The sequence below is a fragment of the Rhizobium sp. YTUHZ045 genome (genome assembly GCF_051124255.1).
Taxonomy (GTDB): domain Bacteria; phylum Pseudomonadota; class Alphaproteobacteria; order Rhizobiales; family Rhizobiaceae; genus Rhizobium.
On the sequence record NZ_CP101432.1, the window covers coordinates 3,875,355 to 3,897,173 of the forward strand.

The 21,819-nt window shown below is 62.1% G+C and carries 24 protein-coding genes; 10 read left to right on the forward strand and 14 right to left on the reverse strand.

The features are described 5' to 3' along the window. Nucleotides 1-17 precede the first annotated feature (17 nt). Genes sdhA through sdhC form a run of 3 tightly spaced genes read right to left on the reverse strand, consistent with a single transcriptional unit; the run spans nucleotide 18 to nucleotide 2,653 of the window. Nucleotides 18-1,859 (reverse strand): succinate dehydrogenase flavoprotein subunit, encoded by a 1,842-nt coding sequence (gene sdhA, locus NMA58_RS19060; protein ID WP_434711599.1) that lies wholly within the window; start codon nucleotides 1,857-1,859, stop codon nucleotides 18-20. 7 nt (nucleotides 1,860-1,866) lie between these two features. Further along, a complete protein-coding gene (gene sdhD / locus NMA58_RS19065) occupies nucleotides 1,867-2,247 on the reverse strand; it encodes a succinate dehydrogenase, hydrophobic membrane anchor protein (RefSeq protein ID WP_085779708.1) in 381 nt (126 codons plus the stop codon). Between the two features lie 10 nt (nucleotides 2,248-2,257). Next, a complete protein-coding gene (gene sdhC / locus NMA58_RS19070; RefSeq protein ID WP_434711600.1) occupies nucleotides 2,258-2,653 on the reverse strand; it encodes a succinate dehydrogenase, cytochrome b556 subunit in 396 nt (131 codons plus the stop codon). A 315-nt stretch (nucleotides 2,654-2,968) separates the two neighbouring features. Here sdhC and NMA58_RS19075 point away from each other — a divergent pair, with 315 nt between their 5' ends. Further along, complete coding sequence (locus tag NMA58_RS19075; RefSeq protein ID WP_434711601.1) at nucleotides 2,969-3,460, forward strand: hypothetical protein; 492 nt, start codon at nucleotides 2,969-2,971, stop codon at nucleotides 3,458-3,460. Nucleotides 3,461-3,497: 37 nt separating this feature from the next. Here the strand turns inward: NMA58_RS19075 and NMA58_RS19080 are convergent, their stop codons facing one another. Genes NMA58_RS19080 through tsaD form a run of 5 tightly spaced genes read right to left on the reverse strand, consistent with a single transcriptional unit; the run spans nucleotide 3,498 to nucleotide 6,970 of the window. Then, entirely contained in the window at nucleotides 3,498-4,148 is a 651-nt protein-coding gene (locus tag NMA58_RS19080; RefSeq protein ID WP_434711602.1) for a class I SAM-dependent methyltransferase, read from the reverse strand. 6 nt (nucleotides 4,149-4,154) lie between these two features. Further along, nucleotides 4,155-4,586 (reverse strand): EVE domain-containing protein, encoded by a 432-nt coding sequence (locus NMA58_RS19085; protein WP_285195355.1) that lies wholly within the window; start codon nucleotides 4,584-4,586, stop codon nucleotides 4,155-4,157. Nucleotides 4,587-4,588: 2 nt separating this feature from the next. Then, complete coding sequence (locus NMA58_RS19090; RefSeq protein WP_085779712.1) at nucleotides 4,589-4,882, reverse strand: YciI-like protein; 294 nt, start codon at nucleotides 4,880-4,882, stop codon at nucleotides 4,589-4,591. A gap of 10 nt (nucleotides 4,883-4,892) precedes the next feature. Next, the gene (locus NMA58_RS19095) at nucleotides 4,893-5,876 is read right to left on the reverse strand and encodes an NAD(P)H-dependent glycerol-3-phosphate dehydrogenase (protein ID WP_434711603.1); all 984 of its coding nucleotides are present in this window, start codon (nucleotides 5,874-5,876) and stop codon (nucleotides 4,893-4,895) included. Then, on the reverse strand, nucleotides 5,873-6,970 hold the full coding sequence (gene tsaD / locus NMA58_RS19100; protein WP_221113722.1) for a tRNA (adenosine(37)-N6)-threonylcarbamoyltransferase complex transferase subunit TsaD: 1,098 nt from the start codon (nucleotides 6,968-6,970) through the stop codon (nucleotides 5,873-5,875). The genes NMA58_RS19095 and tsaD overlap by 4 nt, the downstream gene beginning before the upstream one ends. 71 nt (nucleotides 6,971-7,041) lie before the next feature. On the opposite strand from tsaD, the gene hemC reads away from it, so the two are divergent. The 6 genes from hemC to NMA58_RS19130 all read left to right on the forward strand — a co-directional run bounded on the left by hemC (nucleotide 7,042) and on the right by NMA58_RS19130 (nucleotide 12,871). Beyond that, nucleotides 7,042-7,971, forward strand: a complete 930-nt coding sequence (gene hemC / locus NMA58_RS19105) for a hydroxymethylbilane synthase (RefSeq protein WP_434711604.1) — start codon at nucleotides 7,042-7,044, stop codon at nucleotides 7,969-7,971. Nucleotides 7,972-7,978: 7 nt separating this feature from the next. Continuing rightward, the gene (locus NMA58_RS19110) at nucleotides 7,979-8,686 is read left to right on the forward strand and encodes a uroporphyrinogen-III synthase (protein ID WP_434711605.1); all 708 of its coding nucleotides are present in this window, start codon (nucleotides 7,979-7,981) and stop codon (nucleotides 8,684-8,686) included. Nucleotides 8,687-8,754: 68 nt separating this feature from the next. Further along, on the forward strand, nucleotides 8,755-10,020 hold the full coding sequence (locus tag NMA58_RS19115) for a COG4223 family protein (RefSeq protein ID WP_434711606.1): 1,266 nt from the start codon (nucleotides 8,755-8,757) through the stop codon (nucleotides 10,018-10,020). A 4-nt stretch (nucleotides 10,021-10,024) separates the two neighbouring features. Continuing rightward, nucleotides 10,025-11,626, forward strand: a complete 1,602-nt coding sequence (locus NMA58_RS19120; protein ID WP_434711607.1) for a heme biosynthesis protein HemY — start codon at nucleotides 10,025-10,027, stop codon at nucleotides 11,624-11,626. Between the two features lie 17 nt (nucleotides 11,627-11,643). Then, complete coding sequence (locus tag NMA58_RS19125) at nucleotides 11,644-12,129, forward strand: TerB family tellurite resistance protein (RefSeq protein ID WP_085779719.1); 486 nt, start codon at nucleotides 11,644-11,646, stop codon at nucleotides 12,127-12,129. Continuing rightward, complete coding sequence (locus NMA58_RS19130) at nucleotides 12,116-12,871, forward strand: glutamine amidotransferase (RefSeq protein WP_434711608.1); 756 nt, start codon at nucleotides 12,116-12,118, stop codon at nucleotides 12,869-12,871. The genes NMA58_RS19125 and NMA58_RS19130 overlap by 14 nt, the downstream gene beginning before the upstream one ends. Nucleotides 12,872-12,884: 13 nt before the next feature. Here NMA58_RS19130 and NMA58_RS19135 read toward each other — a convergent pair whose 3' ends face one another. Beyond that, entirely contained in the window at nucleotides 12,885-14,117 is a 1,233-nt protein-coding gene (locus NMA58_RS19135) for an MFS transporter (protein ID WP_434711609.1), read from the reverse strand. Nucleotides 14,118-14,256: 139 nt separating this feature from the next. Here NMA58_RS19135 and NMA58_RS19140 point away from each other — a divergent pair, with 139 nt between their 5' ends. Together NMA58_RS19140 and NMA58_RS19145 are read left to right on the forward strand one after the other, a co-directional pair. Further along, nucleotides 14,257-14,556: a YggT family protein gene (locus NMA58_RS19140; protein WP_430959624.1), complete on the forward strand. Its 300-nt coding sequence runs from the start codon at nucleotides 14,257-14,259 to the stop codon at nucleotides 14,554-14,556. Beyond that, the gene (locus NMA58_RS19145) at nucleotides 14,553-14,864 is read left to right on the forward strand and encodes a DUF167 domain-containing protein (RefSeq protein ID WP_434713454.1); all 312 of its coding nucleotides are present in this window, start codon (nucleotides 14,553-14,555) and stop codon (nucleotides 14,862-14,864) included. The genes NMA58_RS19140 and NMA58_RS19145 overlap by 4 nt, the downstream gene beginning before the upstream one ends. 4 nt (nucleotides 14,865-14,868) lie before the next feature. On the opposite strand, the gene ppa is transcribed toward NMA58_RS19145, so the two are convergent. The 4 genes from ppa to NMA58_RS19165 all read right to left on the reverse strand — a co-directional run bounded on the left by ppa (nucleotide 14,869) and on the right by NMA58_RS19165 (nucleotide 20,327). Beyond that, nucleotides 14,869-15,405: an inorganic diphosphatase gene (gene ppa, locus NMA58_RS19150; RefSeq protein ID WP_064805467.1), complete on the reverse strand. Its 537-nt coding sequence runs from the start codon at nucleotides 15,403-15,405 to the stop codon at nucleotides 14,869-14,871. Nucleotides 15,406-15,552: 147 nt separating this feature from the next. Then, nucleotides 15,553-16,059: a GNAT family N-acetyltransferase gene (locus tag NMA58_RS19155; RefSeq protein WP_011427107.1), complete on the reverse strand. Its 507-nt coding sequence runs from the start codon at nucleotides 16,057-16,059 to the stop codon at nucleotides 15,553-15,555. A gap of 200 nt (nucleotides 16,060-16,259) precedes the next feature. Continuing rightward, entirely contained in the window at nucleotides 16,260-18,080 is a 1,821-nt protein-coding gene (gene typA, locus NMA58_RS19160; protein ID WP_085779724.1) for a translational GTPase TypA, read from the reverse strand. Nucleotides 18,081-18,239: 159 nt separating this feature from the next. Beyond that, nucleotides 18,240-20,327 (reverse strand): M3 family metallopeptidase, encoded by a 2,088-nt coding sequence (locus NMA58_RS19165; protein WP_434711610.1) that lies wholly within the window; start codon nucleotides 20,325-20,327, stop codon nucleotides 18,240-18,242. Nucleotides 20,328-20,553: 226 nt separating this feature from the next. Between NMA58_RS19165 and NMA58_RS19170 the strand changes: the two genes are divergently transcribed. Further along, entirely contained in the window at nucleotides 20,554-20,985 is a 432-nt protein-coding gene (locus NMA58_RS19170; protein ID WP_434711611.1) for a hypothetical protein, read from the forward strand. Between the two features lie 30 nt (nucleotides 20,986-21,015). Here NMA58_RS19170 and NMA58_RS19175 read toward each other — a convergent pair whose 3' ends face one another. Further along, the gene (locus NMA58_RS19175) at nucleotides 21,016-21,657 is read right to left on the reverse strand and encodes a LysE family translocator (RefSeq protein ID WP_434711612.1); all 642 of its coding nucleotides are present in this window, start codon (nucleotides 21,655-21,657) and stop codon (nucleotides 21,016-21,018) included. Nucleotides 21,658-21,819 lie beyond the last annotated feature (162 nt).

A 21,819-nucleotide genomic window follows, 5' to 3' on the forward strand; every position in this document is an offset into this window, starting at 1 on the left:
CGAGGTTCCTCTTGAGATCAGTAGACGCGCGCCTTCGGCTCGATCTTGTGCGGATCGATGCCTTCGGCGATCAGCTCGGTGTGAACAGGCCTATAGTCGAGTTTCACCTCGCCTGCCTCGTTCACCCAGGCGAGCGTATGCTTGCGCCAGTTGACGTCGTCGCGGCCGGCGAATGCGCCCTCGGTGTAATCCTCACGTGCGTGCGAACCGCGGCTCTCCTTGCGGGCCTCGGCGCCGTAGATCGTCGTGATGGCGTTGGCCATCAGGTTCTGCAGCTCGAGTGTTTCCACGAGATCGGAGTTCCAGACCATCGACCGGTCGGTGACCTTGATGTCCTTCATTTCGCCCCAGATCGCCGAAATACGCCGGCAACCGGATTCCAGCGATTCCTGGGTGCGGAACACCGCCGCGTCTTCCTGCATGGCGCGCTGCATCTTCTCGCGCAGCACAGCCGTCGGCGTGCCGCCGCTGGCGTGGCGCAGGCCGTCGAAGCGGTCCATGATCTTGTCGCAGGCGGCTACGTTGAGATGCGGGATCGGCGCCGCCCGGTCGATGACCTCGCCGGCGCGGATTGCGGCGGCGCGGCCGAAGACCACGAGGTCGATCAGCGAGTTGGAACCGAGGCGATTGGCGCCGTGCACCGAAGCGCAGCCTGCTTCGCCCACAGCCATCAGGCCGGGAATGATCCGCTCCGGATTGGCGCCATCGGCGTTCAGCACTTCGCCCCAATAGTTGGTGGGGATGCCGCCCATATTGTAATGAACGGTCGGCAGAACCGGGATCGGCTCGCGTGTGACGTCGACGCCGGCGAAGATCTTGGCGCTCTCGGAAATGCCCGGCAGGCGCTCATGCAGAACGGCCGGATCGAGATGATCGAGATGCAGGAAGATGTGGTCCTTGTTCTTGCCGACGCCGCGGCCTTCGCGGATCTCCAGCGTCATGCAGCGCGAAACGACGTCGCGCGAGGCAAGATCCTTGGCCGAAGGCGCATAACGCTCCATGAAGCGTTCGCCCTCGGAGTTGACGAGGTAACCGCCTTCGCCGCGCGCGCCTTCGGTGATCAGACAGCCCGATCCGTAGATACCGGTTGGGTGGAACTGCACGAATTCCATGTCCTGCAGTGGCAGGCCGGCGCGTGCCACCATGCCGCCGCCGTCGCCGGTGCAGGTATGGGCAGACGTTGCCGAGAAATAGGCACGGCCGTAGCCGCCGGTCGCCAGCACCACCATCTTGGCGGCGAAGCGATGGATCGTGCCGTCATCGAGACACCAGGCGACGACACCGGTGCAGCGGCTGCCGTCTTCGGACATGATCAGGTCGAGCGCAAAATATTCGATGAAGAATTCGGCATTGTTGCGCAGCGACTGGCCGTAGAGCGTATGCAGGATGGCGTGGCCGGTACGGTCGGCGACGGCGCAGGTACGCTGCACCGGCGGGCCCTCGCCGTAATTCTGCATGTGGCCGCCGAAGGGGCGCTGATAGATCTTGCCCTCCTCGTTACGCGAGAACGGCACGCCGTAATGCTCGAGCTCATAGACCGCCTTCGGCGCTTCCATGGTCAGATACTGCATGGCGTCGACGTCGCCGAGCCAGTCCGAACCCTTGACGGTGTCGTAGAGATGCCACTGCCAGCTATCCGGCGTCATGTTGCGCAGCGAGGCGGCGATGCCGCCCTGCGCCGCTACGGTGTGCGAGCGGGTCGGGAAAACCTTGGTGATGCAGGCGGTACGGAATCCCTGCTCGGCCATGCCGAGCGTCGCGCGCAAACCCGCACCGCCGGCGCCAACGACGATCACGTCATAGGAGTGGTCGACATATTTGTAGGCCTTGCCATTCTGGGCTGGTGAAGTCGGTGCCATGTCGAGCTTATCCTACGAATGCAATTTTCAAAATGGCGAAGAGACAGAGGCTGGCGACCACGATCGCAAAGAACGTGTTCAGCATCAGCAGAGCGATCTTTCCGAATTCGCCATGCACATAATCCTCGATGATGACCTGCATGCCGAGCTTCATATGGATGACGCCCGATATCACCATCAATCCCATGACGACGGCGACAAAGGGGTTCGACAGGGCGCGAACAACATCCGCATAGGGCGCGCCGGCATAGGTGATCATGAAGATGACGAAGAACAGGATCAACGGAATATTGGAGACCGCGGTCAGCCGCTGACGCCAGAAGTGGCTTGTGCCTTCCTTGGCGGAGCCGAGCCCGCGAACCTTGCCGAGGGGGGTGCGCATATCCATGAGAGGACCTTCAGAAGCGAATGAGAATGCCGATCGCCCAGACCAGAACGGTCAGACAGAGCGATCCGATGACGTTGGCGATGGCGAGCTTGGTCGAGACTTCCTTCTCGAAGCCGTAGCCGAGGTCCCACATGAGATGGCGGAAACCGCCGAGCATGTGGTGCAGCAGTGCCCAGGTATAGCCGAGCAGCACGAGCTTGCCGAAAAGGCTGCCGAGCACCCAATTGGCCCAGTCGTAAGAGCTCTGGCCGCTTGCCGCTGCGATCAGCCACCAGGCGACCAGCAGCGTGCCGACGTAGAGCGCGCCACCGGTGATGCGGTGGACGATCGACATGACCATGGTGGGAATAAGTTTATAGACTTGCAAATGCGGCGACAGGGGCCGGTTATTTGTCACGTTCGCCATCAGAACCTCGCGGCGGCTTCTCTGCGCTCCCGGATTTCGGAGCATGCTCAGTCAACCACACGAATGACAAAATTCTCTGTGTGCGTTGCATCAATTGCGCACGTTTAATCACCGGAAAGCCATACGACAAGCACAATCGCTGTCTGCTTTTAATTTAATCGATTCGGGTTACCGGGAAGTTTGCGGACTAACGAAACTGGTCTTTTCCGCTCAATATTTCGGCCACTTCTAAGGCGCGCATGGACAAGCTGCAGCTTTTGGCGCAATCTGGCGTTAACGATTTGTTAACGATTGCAATTCCGGAGGCCGGCGTCGATGTTTCGCAGTCTGTCGAGAGCTACCTTGCTTACCCTTGCCGCGCTGGCCGCACTTCCCGCCATGGCGGGCGAGCACCGCGACGATCGTCGCTTTCCCCATCGCCGTGTCTTTCACGATGGACTTTATCTCGGCGAAAGGCTGAGTTGGCGCGATCGCGGCGTTCGTTTCGACAGCACCTATGGCTATCGATACGGCAGAAAGCGGATGCCGATGCTGGAACGGTTTTCGCCGCCGACAGCCAATCGCGTCACCCGCGGCAGTCTCGTCGTCCTCCTGCCCCAGACAGCCGGCGGATACGGCAGCGGCACCTATGCCGGGTCTTCCTATGTCTACGAGACCGACGGCGGGACCTATGTCGGTGGCAACGGCTACGGCTACTATCATGCAGCCCGGCCTGAGACGCTGGCGCCGAAGGCAAAGGTCATCGACGTCGCCATCCAGGACGATCCCTGCTCCTATGAAGCCAATGTCTGCGTCATCCGGCCTTAACCGCATGGCGCATCGCGACGCGCGTTAGAGTTCCGTATCAGCCGGGCGCGAAGCGCCATACGGTCGTCTTCTTGATGTCGCTATCCTCTAGCGCCCGCGTCACCGCCACCTGATAGACAGCGCAGAATTCCAGCCGGTCCCGCGGAAGGTAGCTGCGCCCGGGATCGCCGACCAGTACCGGCCTGCCCTCGGCCGCCAGCCGCGCGAACCAGGGGACGAGCGCATCGGCGAATGTGCGATCGTAAAAGACATCGCCGGCTAGCACGATGTCCGCCTCGACACTCGCACCGACCAGATCGGCGCCGGTAAATCCGAGCGCAACATGATTGGCCTCGGAATTCAGCCGGATTGCCGTCTTTGCCCAGGGGTCGATATCGGCAGCCATCACCTCCCCGGCGCCGGCCATGGCCGCCGCAATGCCGACAAGGCCGGAGCCGCTGGCAAAATCCAGCACGCGTTTGCCCCGCACGATGTCCGGATGATCGAGGATGTAGCGCGCCAGCCCCTGCCCGCCCGCCCAGGCAAAAGCCCAGAAGGGCGGCGGCAGGCCGATGGCTTCCAGCTCCTCTTCCGTTTTCAGCCAGAGTTCATGCGCCTCGTTCGCCAGAAAGAGCGAAATCTCCGGCACATGCGGCGGCGGCAGCAGACTCGTATTGGCGCGAATGAAGGTTTCCGGGTCGGTCTTCAATGGTCTTCAGCGCGGCGGATTGTCGAGGCCGCCCATGCGGCAGACTTCGGCCCATTCGTCATCAGTCACCGGCTGCACGGAAAGGCGCATGGAGGTGACGAGCGACATTTTGGCGAGTTTCGCATTCGCCTTGATGTCCTTCAGCGTTACCGGCTTCGGCATGTCCATGACGGCGCGGATATCGACGCAATCCCACTTCGGATCGCCCTTGGCGCTGGAGTCGGGATGCGACAGCGCTGCGACTTCGACGATGCCGACGATCTCCAGCCCGTCATTGGAATGGTAGAAGAACCCTTTGTCGCCGATCTGCATCGCCCGCATGTTGTTGCGCGCCAGATAGTTGCGCACGCCGGTCCATTCCGTGCCTTTTTCACCGGCGGCCTTCTGCTGCTCCCAGGACCAGGAGGCAGGTTCGGATTTATAGAGCCAATGCGCCATGCTCACGCCTCCGGCTTGTTGAAGACCCAGTTGAAGGGCTTGATATCGACGCTTTCGAACAAACCGGCCATGGCGTAAGGGTCGGCATCGGCGAGCGCCTTTGCCTCTTGCGCTGTCTCCGCCTTGACAAGCACCAGACTGCCGCAGGCCTTGCCTTCGTCGTCAAGAAAAGGGCCGGCCATGGAGAGCTTGCCTTCGGCATTGAGTTTGTCGAGATAGGCAAGATGCGTCGGCCGCGTCTCCATGCGAACGTTCAGATGTCCCGGCTTGTCCTTGCAGAGCAGGGCGAAAAGCATGTCTATTCTCCTATTCGGTGGTGATTGGACGCGTCATCAACTGCTCGATGGCGTCTGATATGTCGAGCCGGCCGTCGATGATGGCAGAAACGGCATCCGTGATCGGCATGCTGATCGCAAGCCCCGCGGCAAGCCGGGAGGCGACGGAAGCGGCAAACGCACCCTCCACCAGGGCGCCGTGGGTGGGATCGGTCTTTTCGCCGCGCCCGAGCGCAATGCCGAAACGCAGGTTTCGCGATTGATGACTCGTTGCCGTCAGCACCAGATCGCCGAGACCGGAAAGTCCGCGCACCGTATCGGCCTGCCCGCCTTTGGCGACGACGAAGCGCGACATTTCCGCGAGACCGCGCGCAATCAACGCGGCGCGGGCGGATTCGCCGATGCCGCGGCCCTCGACGATACCGCAGGCGATCGCCAGCACATTTTTGAGCGCGCCGCCGAGCTGCACGCCGATACGATCGGTGGAGGCATAGAGCCGGAAGGTCCGTCCGGAGATCGCCTGAGCGAGCCGCTCGGCCGTCTCCATGTCATTAGCCGCAATTGCCATCGCCGTCGGCAGCCCTTTGGCGATATCGGCGGCAAATCCCGGGCCGGAGAGAACCGCCACCGGATGGTCCGGCAGTTCCCGCTCGAGCATATCGGTCAAAAGATTGCCGGTCGTCCGCTCGATGCCCTTGGCGCAGGTGACGACAACGGCATCCTTTGACAGGTAGGGACCATATTGCCGCGCCGCGTCGGCCTGTGCCTGCGACGGCATCGCAAAAAGCACGATGGACGCCCCGGTGATCGCATCCGCCTCGGCGGAAAATTCCAGGGCTTCGGGCAGCGAGATGCCGGGCAGCACGGCATCATGCAGCCGTTCTTCTTTCAGATCCTCGATCAGGGACGGATCGCGCCCGACGAGCGTCACGGCGCTGCGGCCGGCAAGGGCGATCACAGCGGCAAGCGCCGTGCCGAATGCGCCCGATCCGATGACGGCGATCCTTTCACTCATGCCTTGGCTCCTCTCTTTCCAAAGCCGATCAGCGTTTCGGCATTGGCATCGAGCGGCCAGCGCGAACGCGGCTGCACGTCGAGTGTATCAGGCGCTACACCGGTCGCCATGCGCTCGAGCCCCGCCCAGGCGATCATCACTGCATTGTCGGTGCAAAGGCTGAGCGGCGGCGCAATGAAGCGGAAGCCGTTCTTGTCGCAGAGCGCCTGGAGCGTGCCGCGCAGCTCGAGATTGGCAGCGACGCCGCCGGCAACGACCAGCGCCGGCTTCTCGCCGCTGCTCGGGAACTCCGTCTTGAATCGTTGCAGGCCGCGGCCGATGCGGTCCTTCAGCGTGCGCGAAATCGCCTTCTGGAACGAAGCGCAGATATCAGCCACATCCTGATCGCTGAGCGGCGCGATCTCTTGCGCCGCCTGCCGCACCGCCGTCTTAAGGCCGGAAAACGAGAAGTCGAGCCGCGCCTCGCCGACGAGCGGGCGCGGAAAATCGAAACGATCGGCATTGCCGTCGCGCGCCATCCGCTCCACCGCCGGACCGCCGGGATAGGGCAGGCCGAGCAATTTTGCCGTCTTGTCGAAAGCTTCGCCGAGTGCATCGTCGATCGTGGTGCCCCAACGTTCATACTGTCCGACGCCACGCACCAGGATCAGCTGCGTATGGCCGCCGGAAACGAGCAGCACCAGATAGGGAAAGGAGAGCCCGTCGGTCAGCCGCGCCGTCAGCGCATGGCCCTCGAGATGGTTGACCGCATAGAGCGGTTTGCCGGCGGCCCTGGCGATCGCCTTGCCGGTCATCAATCCGACAAGCAATCCGCCGATCAGACCCGGGCCTGACGTGGCGGCGATGGCGTCGACATCATCGAGCGACACATTGGCGCGTTTCAGCGCCTGTTCGATCAGTTCGTCCAACGCCTCGACATGGGCGCGCGCGGCGATCTCCGGCACCACGCCGCCATAGGCGCTGTGCTCGTCGAGCTGGGAAAGCACGACGTCCGACAGGACGTTGCAATGCCCCTCCGCATCACGCTCGACGACGGCGGCGGCGGTCTCGTCGCAGCTTGTTTCGATGCCGAGGATGCGCAGAAAGGGAACCATTGGCCTGTTCGTTGATTGCGATGGAACGGAAACCCGTTTACGAGAATTCCGGTAACAACGGAACAGAGCGGATGCAAACAAAACCTTTCCGGATCGGCACGCGGGGCAGCCCGCTGGCGCTTGCCCAGGCGCATGAGGCCCGCGACAGGCTGATGGCGGCACATAATCTGCCTGAAGAGATGTTCGAAATCGTCGTGCTGACCACCAAGGGCGACCGCATCACCGACCGATCGCTGGCCGAGATCGGCGGAAAGGGCCTCTTCACCGAGGAACTCGAGCAGAAGCTTGTGTCGGGCGAGCTGGATTTCGCCGTGCACTCCGCCAAGGACATGCCGACGCACCTGCCGGAGGGCCTCCACCTCTCTGCCTATCTGCCGCGCGAGGATATCCGCGACGCCGTTGTCGGTCGGACCGCACCCAGACTGATCGACCTGCCGCATGGCGCCACCGTTGGCTCCTCGTCGCTGCGCCGCCAGGCGCTGATCCGCCGCATGCGGCCCGACATCAACGTCATCACCTTCCGCGGCCTCGTCGAAACCCGCCTGCGCAAGCTCGAAGAGGGGCAAGCGGATGCGACCTTGCTGGCGCTAGCCGGCCTCAAACGCCTCGGCAAGGTCGAGGTGATCACCGATATCCTCGACCCCGATAGCTTCCCACCGGCGCCGGCGCAGGGGGCGATCTGCATCGAAAGCCGCGTCGGCGACACAAAAATCGATGACCTCTTGGCGGCGGTCAACGATGCCGCGACCTTCGACACCGTCTCCTGCGAACGCGCCTTCCTCGCTGCTCTCGACGGCTCCTGCCGCACGCCGATCGGCGGCTATGCCGTTTGCGAGGGCGATCTCATTCGATTCTCCGGCCTGATCATCACGCCCGACGGCCGCAGCCAGCATGCGGTGACCACCGACGGCCACCGCCGCGACGCGGCCGCACTCGGCACCCGCGCCGGCCAGGATGTGCGCGCTAGAGCCGGCAGCGCCTTCTTCGACGACTGGCACTGAAGCGGCCATGCGTGTGCTCGTCACCCGCCCCGCGCATTCGGCGACAATAACAGCACAACGTCTGCGCGACATGGGCCACGAGCCGCTGCTGCTGCCACTGCGTCGGCCGGTGCACGACAGGGCCGCAGCCGCAAGCGCGCTTACGGCCAGCAGCGGTGCAATCGCGGTGACCAGCGCCGAGGCGGTCAGGGTCGTTTCCGCCCTCGGCGATCAGCTCCACCCGCATCTGGCCCGCCCGCTTTTCGCGGTCGGAGACGCGACGGCGCAAGCCGCGGAAAGCCTCGGCTTCCGATCGGTCGCCTCTTCCTCTGGCAACGGACGCGATCTCGCCGAACTCGTCGCGGCGCAAGGGGTGAATGGTTTGCTCTATCTTGCCGGGATACCGCGCGCCGAAACTTTTGAACAAGGAATGCTTGAACGCGGCATCCGTTTTTCCGTCGCCGAATGCTATCGCATGACGCCGGTTGTTCCGAGCCCGATTGAGATCGAAGCTCTCTTTTCCGGCGGCCGCCCTAACGCCGTTCTCTTCTATTCCCGGCAGGCGGTGGAAGATTTTTTTCACCTGGCGGAGCTGCGATCAGCCCTGTCGGAACACCGCGAAACCCGCCTTCTCTGCCTGAGCGAAGCGGTAGCACAGGCCATTCCGATGTCCCTGAAAAAAACCGTGGCGATTTCGTCCATGCCGGATGAGCAAAGTCTTTTGTCGCTGCTTTGAAGGCTCTAGCCGCCCAAATTTGATCTAACCTCTTCCCTTAACTGGCATCACTGTCTAGTTTCGTTGCAATGCAGGATAAAGAGGACCTCATGGTATCGGGAAACCCGCCACGCCATTCGAAGAGCGCCGATGAGCCGGTCACGATCGACCTCGATGCACAGGACTTCGCCTCCGAAGCCGATACCGAAAAGCCGGTGAACAATCATTCCGGCGACGCCGACAGCCACCCTGCGGATCTCGGCCCGCCGCCCGAAACCGAAGTGGGGTCGCAGCCAGAACCCGAAAGCAGGCCCGAATCGGAGCAGGAGGAGGAGGAGAAGTCGGCGGCCGCCGAATCTTTCTTCACACCCCCTGCCGAACAGCCCGCGCGGGGCGCCGGCACTTCCGGTCTTATCGCCGCCGGCATTTTCGGCGGTCTCGTGGCGCTGCTTGGCGCGGGTGTCATTCAATATGCCGGTTACCTCCCGGGTTCCTCCGCCCCGCAGACCTCGTCCCAGATCGCCGATCTCTCCGGTGAGATCGAAGGCTTGAAACAGACCGTCGCCAACCTTGCCGCCAATCCCGTAAACACGGGTGACGGCGCGTTCGAGACGCGGATTGCCGCGCTGGAAACGGCTGCGAAGAACACCGCGGCGGCGCCATCGGCAGATCCTGCAAATGTCGAGGCGCTCAACCAGAAGGTTGCAGAGCTCAGCAGTCAGGTCGACCAGCTGCGCTCGATGCTTGCCCAGTCCTCCGACCAGCAGACGAGCAGCGACGCCGATATCGCCAAGCGCCTCGCCGAGGCCGAAAAGAAGCTCAATGAGCCGCGCGAGGATGTTGCCGTCGCCCGAGCCATCGCGGCCGCCGCCCTGAAGGCGGCGATCGATCGCGGCGGGCCGTTCCTGGCTGAGCTGGATACGTTCGCCGGCGTCGCACCCGATGATCCTGCTGTCGCCGACTTGCGCGGCTTTGCCGAGAGCGGCGTTCCCTCACGCGCCGAGCTGATGCGTCAGGTTCCCGGCGTCGCCACCGCAATCGTCGAATCGGTCAATCAGCCGGATCCGAACCAGAGCTGGTCGGATCGGCTGATGGCGAGCGCAAAATCGCTGGTGTCGGTCCGGCCCGTCGGCAATATCGAAGGCGAAAGCGTCGAAGCGATCGCCGCCCGCCTAGAGGACAAGGTGAAGAACGGCGATCTGCCCGGTGCTTCCGCCGAATGGAACAATCTGCCGCCCCCCGGCAAGCAGGCGTCCGCCGCCTTCAAGCAGTCGCTGGAAGCGCGTATCCGTGTCGAGGAACTGGTCGGCGGGGCGCTGTCGAAAGCCGTCAGCGGCGCCGGCAAGGAAGGGTGAGACCATGACCAGGCTAGTCATCTTCGCCTTGCTCGTCCTGCTTCTTGCCTACGGCTTCTCCTGGTTCGCCGACCGTCCCGGGGACATCTCGCTGATCTGGGAGGGCCAGATCTACCAGACGAAACTGATCGTCGCCGTCAGCGCGATCATCGCCCTTATCGCCGCCGTGATGATCGCGTGGTGGTTCGTCCGGTTGATCTGGACTTCGCCGCATTCGGTGACACGCTATTTCCGCGCCCGCAAGCGCGATCGCGGCTATCAGGCGCTGTCGACCGGCCTGATCGCCGCGGGCGCCGGCAATGCATTGCTCGCCCGCAAGATGGCGGCTCGTTCGCGTGGCCTCATCCGCGCCGATCAGGAGCCGCTGATCAATCTGCTCGAGGCTCAGGCGGCACTGATCGAAGGCCGCCATGATGAGGCGCGCGCCAAGTTCGAAGCCATGGCCAACGACCCGGAAACGCGCGAACTTGGCCTGCGCGGCCTCTATCTCGAAGCCCGCCGCCTCGGAGCCAACGAGGCCGCCCGCCAATATGCCGAAAAGGCCGCCGACAACGCCCCCTATCTGCCCTGGGCCGCCCAGGCGACGCTCGAATATCGCAGCCAAGCCGGCCGCTGGGACGATGCGATCCGACTGCTCGAGCAGCAGAAGGCCGCCCGCGTCGTTGACAAACCCGAGGCCAACCGCCTGCACGCCGTGCTGCTGACGGCACGCGCCACCGAAAAGCTGGAAGGCAACCCGGCCGGCGCCCGCGACGACGCCCTGCAGGCGCTGAAGCTCGCCGCCGATTTCGTTCCGGCCGCTCTCATTGCCGCAAAGGCACTGTTCCGCGAAGGCGGTCTGCGCAAGGCCGCTTCAATCCTCGAACAAGTATGGAAATCGGCGCCTCATCCCGAGATCGGCCAGACTTATGTCAGAGCCCGCAGCGGCGATTCCACACTCGACCGCCTGAAACGCGCCGAACGGCTGGAAGCGATGCGCCCGAACAATGTTGAATCTCTTCTTGTCGTCGCTAAGGCGGCGCTCGACGCGCAGGAATTTGCTAAGGCGCGCGCCAAGGCGGAAGCGGCGGCGCGCATTGAGCCGCGTGAAGCCGCCTTCCTGCTCCTGGCCGACATCGAGGAGGCCGAGACCGGCGACCAGGGCCGCGTGCGCCACTGGCTCGCCCAGGCGCTGAAAGCCCCGCGCGATCCCGCCTGGGTTGCGGATGGTTTCGTCTCCGACAAATGGCTGCCGGTGTCGCCGGTCACCGGTCGTCTCGACGCCTTCGAATGGAAGGCGCCCTTCGGTCAGATCGAGGGGCCGGTCGAAGACGGCTCGGTCCCGGCCTCGATCGAAACGGCTCTGAAGACCCTGCCGCCGCTGCGTGACGTCAAACCGGAAAGCCCGGTCAACGATCACCGCATTATAGAGCTGGAACGCGCCGCGACGATCGCCGAGGCTGTGCGCCCGGCGCCGGCAAAGCCGAAACCCGTCGAAGCCGCCGCCAGCGGCAAAGCGCCAGCACCGAACGAAGCAAAGCCCTTTTTCGGCGGGCTGCCGGATGATCCCGGCGTTCGCGATCCCAGGACGGAGCCGGAACCCAAGACACGGCTTCGCCTTTTCTGACACGGAACGAAACCCGCATGTTCGAACGCTTTCAGGCATTCTTCCAGAATCTCACCGCCGATCGTCCGAAGAAAGGCTTTGCCCCCGATGACCCGCGCATCGCAGTGGCAGCACTCTGCATGCAGGTCATGGAAGCCGACGGCCAGATCAAGGCCAGTGAAAAGAAGCGGCTGCGCAAGCTCTTGAAGGAGCAGTATTCGCTCGACAGCAAGCAGCTCGATGCTTTGATGGCCGCCGGCCTCGAAGCCGAAAGCTCCGCCGTCGACTATTATCGCTTCACCGCCGACCTGAAACGCCATCTCGATACCGAGCAACGGCTGGAGCTGATCGGCATTCTTTGGGATATCGTCTACGCCGATGGCGAGCGCAGCGAGATGGAAGACCATGTCATCTGGCGTATCGCCGATCTGCTCGGGGTCTCCTCACGCGAACGCATCCAGAAGCGGCAGGAGGCGGCCGCCAGGGTAACGGATATCCAGGTTGCGCAAGATGATGCCGACTGAGCAAAACCCGAACCGGGACCGGCGCCCGATCCTTATCGTCCTGCATCAGGAGCGATCCAGTGCCGGCCGTGTCGGGCAATTGCTGGTCGAAAAAGGCTACTGCCTCGATATCCGTCGCCCGGTCCTCGGTGATCCGCTTCCGATGACGCTCGCAGACCATGCCGGCGCCGTCGTCTTCGGGGGGCCGATGAGCGCCAACGATCCGGACGACTTCGTCAAGAAGGAGATCGACTGGATCGAGGTCCCGCTACGGGAAAAACGCCCTTTTCTCGGCATCTGCCTCGGTGCCCAGATGCTGGTGCGTCAACTCGGCGGCAAGGTGCAGCCGAATGCCGACGGCTCGACGGAGATCGGCTGGTACCCGCTGCACCCGACCGAGAAGGGCCGCCTGCTGATGCACTGGCCGAAGATGGTCTATCATTTTCACCGCGAAGGCTTCGAGCTGCCACACGGCGCCGACCTGCTCGCCGAAGGCGATGCCTACCCGAACCAGGCCTTTCGTTACGACGGCAACGCCTGGGGCCTGCAGTTCCATGCCGAGCTCACCCGGGTGATGATGCATCGCTGGGTCGTGCATGGTGCGCATCGCTTCATTCTGCCGAACGCCCAGCAGGGCCGCGAACACCTTGAGGGCCGCATGCTGTTCGACGCGCCGCTGAGAGCCTGGCTGACAGAATTCCTGGATCTCGTCTTCGAGGGAAAGTCGGCGAAGGCGACACCGTCTATCACTCTGCACGCATAATTCCGCTTAGCGGTCAGGCGGGCGCGTCGAGCGTGTCGATCCTGCGCAGCTTCGGGAAACTGGAAGCCCAGATCGCCGCAACCGCCAGAGTTCCGATCCCGCCGATGATGACTGCTGGCACCGCGCCGAAGACCGACGCCATCGTGCCCGCCCTGAACTCCCCAAGTTCGTTGGAAGCGCCGACAAAGACCATGTTGACCGCATTGACCCGGCCGCGGAGTTGGTCCGGCGTCCAGAGCGCGATCAGGCTCTCGCGCACATAGACCGATACCATGTCGGCCGCGCCCATCAGCGCCAGTGCTGCGATCGAAATTTCGGTATTGGTCGAGGCGCCGAAGATGATGGTGCCGACACCGAACAGGGCAACGCCGATGAACATATAGAGACCGGCGCGGTGTTTCAGCGGGTAGGCTGCGAGGAAGATCGCCATGACGATGGCGCCGAGTCCTGGCGCTGCCCGCAGCAGTCCGAGTCCCCAAGGGCCAAGCGTCAGAATATCGCGGGCGAAGATCGGCATCAGTGCAGTCGCACCGCCGAGCAGAACGGCGAAGAGATCGAGCGAGATCGCGCCGAGCACCACCTTTTCGGCACGGATGAAACTGAAGCCGCCGAGGATCATCGCCCAGCTCTTGGCCTCGCCCGTCGTCTTCTGTTCCGGCTTGGGGATCATGAAGAGGAGAGCCGCGCCGAGGATGGAAAAGATGACCGCCACCGTATAGGCGGTCGTCGCACTGACGCCATAGAGCAGGCCGCCGATCACGGGCCCGGTGATCGCCGCGAGCTGCCAGGACGATGAATTCCAGGCGATCGCATTGGAAAGGGCGTGCTCGGGCACGAGATTGGGTGCGAGAGACTGCACCGCCGGCGACATGAAGGCACGCTCGATCCCGAAAATAAGAAGCACCGCAAAGACCGGCCAGGGCGCGAAGGTCTCCGTCGCCGTCATGATCAGCAGCGCCAGCGTGCAGAGCGCGCTTACCAGAGAGCAAAGAGCGGCGATGGCCCGGCGATTGTGCCGATCGGCGACCGAACCGGTGACCAGGATGAGCAGCAGCGACGGCAGGAACTGTACCAGCCCGATCAGACCGAGATAGATCGCCTTGCCGGTCTGATCGTACATCTGCCAGCCGACGGCGACACTGACGATCTGCTGCGAGAAGGACAGCAGGAAGCGCGCGAAGAAGAACCGCTTGTACGACGGATGCCGGAACGCGGCAAAACGGTCTCCGGTGGGCGAAAACGACATGGGCCTTGTCCGAGGAAGCGGGCGCGGAATGGCTGCGAAGCGGCCCGTTAAACATGATCTGCCATGCGTCTCCACACGGCACTTGCTCGTTTAGTCGCCAATGTCTACATGTCTGTCAACAACGAATTTGGAGATGACGATGTATGCGCTGCTGGCCACCATTGATTTAGCTTTGCGAATTTATACGTTCATTCTGGTCGGCAGCGCGATCTTCTCGTGGCTCTATGCCTTCAATGTCATCAATTCCCACAACCAGTTCGTCAGTCAGATTGGGATGTTCCTCTACAACATCACCGAGCCTGTGCTGCGCCCGATCCGCCGCTTCCTGCCCAATCTCGGCGGTATCGATATTTCGCCGATCATCCTGTTGCTGATCATCTTCTTCATCCGCATGCTTCTAGCAACCACCATTGCGCCGATGTTCGGCGTTGGCCTCTGAGCCGTCCCTGGAGCCTTTTCAGTGATCATCTGCGCCTCGCCATTCGGCTGACGCCGAATGGCGGACGTGACGCGATCGATGGCATCGAAACGGATAGCGACGGCGAGACCCTGCTGAAGGCACGCGTCACATCGGTGCCCGAGAAGGGCAAGGCCAACAAGGCGCTGATCCTTCTGATCGCCCGGTCGCTGCGCATTCCGAAATCCAGCGTCAGCCTCGTCTCCGGCGAGACGGCGCGCAAAAAAATCCTCCGGATCGACGGAGATCCGGAGGATTTGGTAAAAAAGCTCGAAGCGTTATTAGGCTGAGGGTTCAGCCCTTCGCCTTCTTGGCCCGCTCGACGGCCTCGATGATGAGCTGGCCGGCTTCCTTGGAATCGCCCCAGCCGAAGATCTTCACCCACTTGCCGGGCTCCAGATCCTTGTAGTGTTCGAAGAAGTGCTCGATCTGCTTCAGCGTGATCTCGGGGAGATCGGTAAAGTCCTTCACCTTCTCATAGCGCAGCGTCAGCTTCGGCGACGGCACGGCAATGATCTTCTCGTCCTTGCCGGAATTGTCTTCCATCTTCAGCACGCCGATCGGGCGGACGTTGATGACGCAGCCCGGAACCAGCGGCCGGGTGCTGGCGATCAGCACGTCGATCGGGTCGCCGTCTTCAGACAGGGTGTGCGGTACGAAACCGTAATTGCCCGGATAGGTCATCGGCGTATAGAGAAAACGATCGACGACCAGCGTGCCGGCCTCCTTGTCCATTTCATACTTGATCGGATGACCGCCAACAGGAACCTCGACGATAACGTTGACGTCTTCAGGTGGATTGTTACCGATTGAAATGGCGTCGATGCGCATAGGATACTCCCGCGGGGTTGAATTGCTCGAAGCCAGATAATCAGTTTCATCTCGCAACGCAACACGGCAGATCACCGATGCGTGATGACACCGGCGTGATGCCGCAAAAACTTTGGAAGAGAGGCGTGCGACGCCCGAGCAGGCCGATCAGTTCCAGATGAAACCGATCTTCTTCAACTGCTTGTGGTCGAAATTTTCCATACCTTCGCAGAAATCGGTCCCGCCGTGGTGTCGGTAGAAGCGGCTGGCGGCCTCGTTTTCCTCGAGGCACCAGACGACCAGGCCGTTGCAGCCGAGCGACTTCAACAGCCGGCGCGCCTCGCCGAACAGCATGTGGCCGAGACCGATGCCCTGATATTCGGGGCGAAGATAAAGCTCGTAGATTTCGCCTTCCTGCGGCAGGGCGCGGGCACGGTTGAGACCGAGCGTCGCATAACCGGCGACCGTCCCTGCCACATCAAGGACCAGCAATGTCGCAGGCCCGCGCGTGGCCTTGCGCCACCAGTTCTCGCCGCGACGCTCGATCATCTGCGTCAGCGCGCGATGCGGAATGATGCCTGCATAGGTATGTTGCCACGCGAGCCTGTGCGTTTCCGAAATGGCTCGGGCATCGTGCGGTTCGGCCCGCCGGACATCGATCGACAACGTCTTCATAACGTTTACTCTGGTCCTGCCGCAGGCAATTAACCATATGCGGCGAGCGCATCGTGATCGATTGCCCACAGACTTGATATGTGGACGACGGATAAAATTTAACGCTTTTTTAACGATTGTCACAAGTCGGAATCAGCGCAGCGCACAATAAAAAACCCCGGCTCGAAGGCCGGGGTTTGAAAGCGGTAACGACTGAGCTCTTAGAGAGCCGCCTTGGTCTTTTCGAACCGCTTGCGGTCGTTGGCGTCGAGATACATCTTGCGTAGGCGAATGGACTTCGGCGTGACCTCGACCAGTTCGTCTTCCTGGATCCAGGAGAGCGCGCGCTCCAGCGTCATGCGGATCGGCGGGGTCAGCTTGACGGCTTCGTCCTTGCCGGCGGCGCGGATGTTGGTCAGCTTCTTGCCCTTCAAGACGTTGACCTCGAGGTCATTGTCGCGGGTGTGAATGCCGATGATCATGCCCATATAGACCTTTTCGCCGGCGTCGATGATCATCGGGCCGCGGTCTTCCAGGTTGAACAGGGCGTAAGCAACGGCTTCACCGGCTTCATTGGCGAGCAGCACGCCGTTGACGCGGCCGCCGATCTCACCCTTGTAGGGCTGGTAGCTGTGGAACAGGCGGTTCATGATCGCGGTACCGCGCGTATCCGTCAGCAGTTCCGACTGATAGCCGATCAGACCGCGGGTCGGCGCGTAGAAAACCAGACGGACGCGGTTGCCGCCCGACGGGCGAAGCTCGACCATTTCGGCCTTGCGCTCCGACATCTTCTGCACCACGACGCCGGAATGTTCTTCATCGACGTCGATCAGGACTTCTTCGATCGGCTCCAGAAGCTGACCGCTCTCATCCTTGTGCATGACGACGCGCGGACGCGAAACGGCAAGCTCGAAGCCTTCGCGGCGCATGTTTTCAATCAGAACGGCGAGCTGAAGTTCGCCACGGCCGGAAACGAAGAACGAGTCCTTGTCGGCGCTTTCCTCGATCTTCAGGGCAACGTTGCCTTCGGCTTCCTTGAACAGGCGGTCGCGGATGACGCGAGAGGTCACCTTGTCGCCTTCAGTGCCGGCAAGCGGTGAGTCGTTGACGATGAACGACATGGTGACGGTCGGCGGATCGATCGGCTGTGCCTTCAGGGCTTCCGTCACGGACGGATCGCAAAAGGTGTCGGCGACGGTGCCCTTGGAAAGGCCGGCGATGGCGACGATATCGCCCGCATGCGCTTCCTCGATCGGCTGACGCTCGATGCCGCGGAAGGCGAGAATCTTGGAAATGCGGCCCTGCTCGATGAGCTTGCCATCCTGACCGAGAACCTTGACGGCCTGGTTCGGCTTGATCGAGCCGGAGGCGATACGGCCGGTGATGATGCGACCGAGGAAGTTGTTGGCCTCGAGGATGGTGCCGATCATCCGGAACGGACCTTCTTCGACCTTCGGCTCGGGCACGTGCTTGACGACGAGGTCGAGCAGCGGCGCGAGACCTTCGTCGCTCGGGCCTGCCGGATCGTAGTTCATCCAGCCGGCGCGGCCGGAACCGTAGAGGATCGGGAAGTCGAGCTGTTCGTCGGTCGCATCAAGCGCCGCGAAAAGGTCGAAAACCTCGTTGACCACTTCATCGGCGCGCGCATCGGGACGGTCGATCTTGTTGATCGCAACGATCGGACGCAGGCCGACCTTGAGGGCCTTGCCGACAACGAACTTGGTCTGCGGCATCGGGCCCTCGGCAGCGTCCACGAGAACGATCGCGCCGTCCACCATCGAGAGAATACGCTCGACTTCACCACCGAAGTCGGCGTGGCCGGGCGTGTCGACGATGTTGATGCGCGTGTCCTTCCATTCGATGGAAGTCGCCTTGGCAAGAATGGTGATGCCGCGCTCTTTTTCGATGTCGTTGGAATCCATCACGCGTTCCATGACGCGCTGGTTCTCGCGGAACGAGCCGGACTGTTTCAGAAGCTCGTCAACGAGAGTGGTCTTGCCATGGTCAACGTGCGCGATGATCGCGATGTTGCGAAGTGCCATATGTCATAATCTCTGAGGCTGGGGCGCTACGCCAAGTGGACGCGCCATTTACGTTTGGCGCGCTCTTACCGGTTTTTTCGCGATTGCGAAAGGGGGTCGCGCGCGAAAGCTGCGGCATGGCTGCCGCCATGCCGCTCGCTTCTCTGTCATCAAACTGTCTTAAGCGTCGCTGCCTGTCAATTCCTCGAAGGTGGCGAGTCCCTTTTTGACCAGCATAGCATCCGGCCTCGGCAGCTTGCCGCGGAAGGCCTTGTAGGCATCCTCGGGATCAACTGAGCCGCCGGTGGAATAGATATTCTCCTTGAGCTTGCGCGCCATCTCGCCGTTGAAGGCGTCTCCCGTCTCCTCGAAGGCGGCGAAGGCATCGGCGTCGAGAACTTCCGACCACATGTAGGAATAATAGCCGGCCGAATAACCGCCGGAGAAGATGTGCTGGAAGTGCGGTGTGGCATGGCGCATGACGATCGACTTCGGCATGCCGATCTCGGCCAGCACCTCCGCCTGTACCGCCATCGGATCGTCAACCGCTTCGCGCGTATGAAACGCCATATCGACAAGCGCCGACGAGGTGAATTCGACGGTATTGAAGCCGGCATTGAAGGTGCGGGCCGCCAGCACCTTGTCGAGGAGCGCCTGTGGCATCGGCTCGCCTGTCTCGAAATGCACGGCGTATTCCTTGAGGATGGCGGGAACAGTCAGCCAGTGCTCATAAAGCTGCGAGGGCAACTCCACGAAATCGCGCGAGACGCCGGTGCCGGAAACCGAGGGATAGGTGACGTTTGAAAGCATGCCGTGCAGCGCATGGCCGAATTCATGAAACAGCGTGCGGGCATCGTCGAGCGACAGCAGCGCCGGCTTGCCTTCAGCGGGCTTGGCGAAATTGCAGACATTGTAGATGATCGGCAATTCGCCGCGGCGGCCGTTCTTCAGTTGCAGCTTGTGCTGCGATTGCAGCGAGCTCATCCAGGCGCCTGAGCGTTTCGAGCTGCGGGCGAAATAATCGCCGAGGAAAAGGGCGACCAGCCTGTCGTCCCGATCCCTGATTTCGAACACTCTGACGTCGGGGTGATAAGCCGCGACACCCTTCTTCTCGACCGCGCGGATGCCGAACAGCCGGCCAGCCACGTCGAAGCAGGCGTCGATGATCTTTTCGAGCTGCAGGTAGGGCTTGAGCTCGGCCTCGGAAAAATCGAACTTCCGCGCCCGGATCTTTTCGGCGTAGTGGCGCCAGTCCCACGGCATCACCTCATGGTTCCGCCCCTCCTCGGCGATCAGTGCCGCGATGTCGAGCTCTTCCTCGCCGGCGCGTTTCACCGCCCGCGCCCAGACGGCCCTCAGCAGGTCGTTCACCGCATCGGCCGTTTTGGCCATCGTGTTGTCGAGCTTCAGCTCGGCGAAATTGCCGTAGCCGAGCAGCTTCGCCACCTCGTGGCGCAGGGCCAGCGTTTCCTTGATGACGCCGCGATTGTCCGTCTCCCCGCCGTTTGCGCCGCGCGCCACCCATGCCTTGAAAGCCTGTTCGCGCAGATCCCGGCGCTCCGAAAAGGTCAGGAACGGCTCGATGATCGAGCGCGACAGCGTCACCGCATATTTGCCCTCCTCGCCGCGTTCGCGCGCCGCCGCTGCCATCGCGTCGCGCAGGAATTCCGGCAGCCCGTCGAGCTCTGCACCCTCGGATAGCATCAGCGCCCAGGCCTTCTCGTCGGCCAGCACGTTCTGGCCGAACTGCGTGCCGAGACCCGCGAGCTTTTCGTTGATCGCTGCAAGCTTCTCCTGCTCGGGCTTTTCAAGCTTGGCGCCGGATTTGACGAAGCCTTTCCAATGCCGCTCCAGCACCCGCGTCTGCTCCAGCGTCAGGTCGAGGCTCTCACGATTCTCCCAGAGCGTGTCGATGCGGGCAAAGAGCGCGGCATTCATCCCGATCTTCGAATAGTGCCGTGACATCTTCGGCGAAATCTCCCGCTCGAGCGCCTGGATGACTTCGTTGGTATGTGCGCCCGCCTTGTTCCAGAACAGCGCCGAAACGCGCGACAGTGCATCGCCGGCGATCTCAAGCGCCACCACCGTATTGTCGAATGTCGGCGCATCGCTATTTCCGGCAATCTCATCGATCTCCTGTTCATGCGCGGCGAGCGCTGCGTCGAAAGCGGCAGAAAAATCGCCATCCTCGATGGCATCGAAACGTGGCAGACCGTGGAGAGCGTCCCAGTTTACGAGCGCCGGATTGAAATCATGGGGAGAAGCCATCGGAGAATTCCTTTTGGTACGCGAACGGATGGTCAATATAGGAGAGCCGCCGCAGAATTGGTATGTCGCCGCGTCAGGCGTTTGCCTCGTCGGGCGATCTGACGCAGGTCAGCCAGAGCCGGCACACAAGATTTGACAATTGAAAATTAACTATTTGTTAACGATTGACGCGAATCACCCACAGGCGCTAGTTTCCCGATGATCTTCCTGCCAGGGGACATGCGCCATGGAAATTTTTTCCCTGCGGTCTTCTCAGAGTTTGCTGTTTAAAAACAACCCTAATAACGCAAGAAATTCGAAGACTGCCGATATTCAAATCGAGACCAAGGCTCCGGCCCCGGTTTCGTTCCAGCTCGAAGATAATCTCGACGAGGGGCCGGATTTCACCGCCGTCAGCCCTGGCGAGCTGCGCAACTACGCCCGCCAAAGCTTCGATAGCGGCCTGATCGATCAGAACACTTTCGCCGCGATCTCCGAACCATTGCCGATGCATGCGATCGATCCACTGGGCAATATCATCGATCTCTCCAGCGTCACCGACGGCACGAGTTTCAATTTCCTCGATTATTATAAGAATCAGCTGCAGGTCGCCATGTCGATCGGCGATCCTCATGAAGTCCAGACCCTAAAGTCGATCGTCAATTTCCTGAACGGCTGAGCGAATGCGCCTCGCATGAAATGAGGCGCTTCAAGCCTTGCGCCAGCCGATGAGGCCGGGCGTTGCATGCCATAGCGCCTGGGCGGCAAAGCCCATGAACAGCACGCCGGACGAGCGCACGATCAGCCGCTCATGCGCGCGATAGAAGCGACGAACCGCCCCCGCCCCGATGATGCCGATCAGAATGACGTCGGCTGTCACGAAACCCAGGAAAGACACAACGAGAAGCACCGGCAGCGCCTCGAAATCGAGCGCGCCGGCCGAGCCTGCGACCAGCGCCGTGAATGTGGCAAGCGCGACCGGATAACCCTTCGGATTGGTGACGCCGAAAATCAGGCCACGCCGGAACGGCCGCTCGACCATAACAAGCGCCTGCCCGTCCGGTTTCGGCTTGGCGTTGACTGCGCCCCAACCGATCCAGGCGAGGTAGAAACCGCAGGCGAGCCCGAGCAGATCGAAGACGAAGGTCCCGATCGTCTTCGCCCCGACGATCGCAATCAGCGCCAGCGATGACCAGACGAGATCCCCGACCAGATGCCCCATCATGAACAAGGCGCCCGCCTTACGCCCCTGCCCGGCGCCGATGCCGAGCAGTTGCAGGAAGGCGGGTCCCGGAATGAGCACATAGAACAGCGCCGCCAGAAAGGCGCCGAAAAACAGGGACTGCGTCATGGGGATGCTCCGAAGAATGACCAGAGCAGACTAAGTGATGGCAGGCGCCGGTCAAGGGCGATTAAACGGCCATGAAAAGGTCAGAGCGGTTCTGCACTCGGTGAAAAGCTGAACCGCTCGATCGCAATCTGCATCTCGTCATCACCGTCCGGTTGCGCGGTG

Coding starts and splice junctions, on each gene's coding strand:
- sdhA (WP_434711599.1), bottom strand. CDS start 1,859: ATGGCACCGACTTCACCAGCCCAGAATGGCAAGGCCTACAAATATGTC.
- sdhD (WP_085779708.1), bottom strand. CDS start 2,247: ATGGATATGCGCACCCCCCTCGGCAAGGTTCGCGGGCTCGGCTCCGCC.
- sdhC (WP_434711600.1), bottom strand. CDS start 2,653: ATGGCGAACGTGACAAATAACCGGCCCCTGTCGCCGCATTTGCAAGTC.
- NMA58_RS19075 (WP_434711601.1), top strand. CDS start 2,969: ATGTTTCGCAGTCTGTCGAGAGCTACCTTGCTTACCCTTGCCGCGCTG.
- NMA58_RS19085 (WP_285195355.1), bottom strand. CDS start 4,586: ATGGCGCATTGGCTCTATAAATCCGAACCTGCCTCCTGGTCCTGGGAG.
- NMA58_RS19090 (WP_085779712.1), bottom strand. CDS start 4,882: ATGCTTTTCGCCCTGCTCTGCAAGGACAAGCCGGGACATCTGAACGTT.
- NMA58_RS19095 (WP_434711603.1), bottom strand. CDS start 5,876: ATGAGTGAAAGGATCGCCGTCATCGGATCGGGCGCATTCGGCACGGCG.
- tsaD (WP_221113722.1), bottom strand. CDS start 6,970: ATGGTTCCCTTTCTGCGCATCCTCGGCATCGAAACAAGCTGCGACGAG.
- hemC (WP_434711604.1), top strand. CDS start 7,042: ATGCAAACAAAACCTTTCCGGATCGGCACGCGGGGCAGCCCGCTGGCG.
- NMA58_RS19110 (WP_434711605.1), top strand. CDS start 7,979: ATGCGTGTGCTCGTCACCCGCCCCGCGCATTCGGCGACAATAACAGCA.
- NMA58_RS19115 (WP_434711606.1), top strand. CDS start 8,755: ATGCAGGATAAAGAGGACCTCATGGTATCGGGAAACCCGCCACGCCAT.
- NMA58_RS19120 (WP_434711607.1), top strand. CDS start 10,025: ATGACCAGGCTAGTCATCTTCGCCTTGCTCGTCCTGCTTCTTGCCTAC.
- NMA58_RS19125 (WP_085779719.1), top strand. CDS start 11,644: ATGTTCGAACGCTTTCAGGCATTCTTCCAGAATCTCACCGCCGATCGT.
- NMA58_RS19130 (WP_434711608.1), top strand. CDS start 12,116: ATGATGCCGACTGAGCAAAACCCGAACCGGGACCGGCGCCCGATCCTT.
- NMA58_RS19135 (WP_434711609.1), bottom strand. CDS start 14,117: ATGTCGTTTTCGCCCACCGGAGACCGTTTTGCCGCGTTCCGGCATCCG.
- NMA58_RS19140 (WP_430959624.1), top strand. CDS start 14,257: ATGTATGCGCTGCTGGCCACCATTGATTTAGCTTTGCGAATTTATACG.
- ppa (WP_064805467.1), bottom strand. CDS start 15,405: ATGCGCATCGACGCCATTTCAATCGGTAACAATCCACCTGAAGACGTC.
- NMA58_RS19155 (WP_011427107.1), bottom strand. CDS start 16,059: ATGAAGACGTTGTCGATCGATGTCCGGCGGGCCGAACCGCACGATGCC.
- typA (WP_085779724.1), bottom strand. CDS start 18,080: ATGGCACTTCGCAACATCGCGATCATCGCGCACGTTGACCATGGCAAG.
- NMA58_RS19165 (WP_434711610.1), bottom strand. CDS start 20,327: ATGGCTTCTCCCCATGATTTCAATCCGGCGCTCGTAAACTGGGACGCT.
- NMA58_RS19170 (WP_434711611.1), top strand. CDS start 20,554: ATGGAAATTTTTTCCCTGCGGTCTTCTCAGAGTTTGCTGTTTAAAAAC.
- NMA58_RS19175 (WP_434711612.1), bottom strand. CDS start 21,657: ATGACGCAGTCCCTGTTTTTCGGCGCCTTTCTGGCGGCGCTGTTCTAT.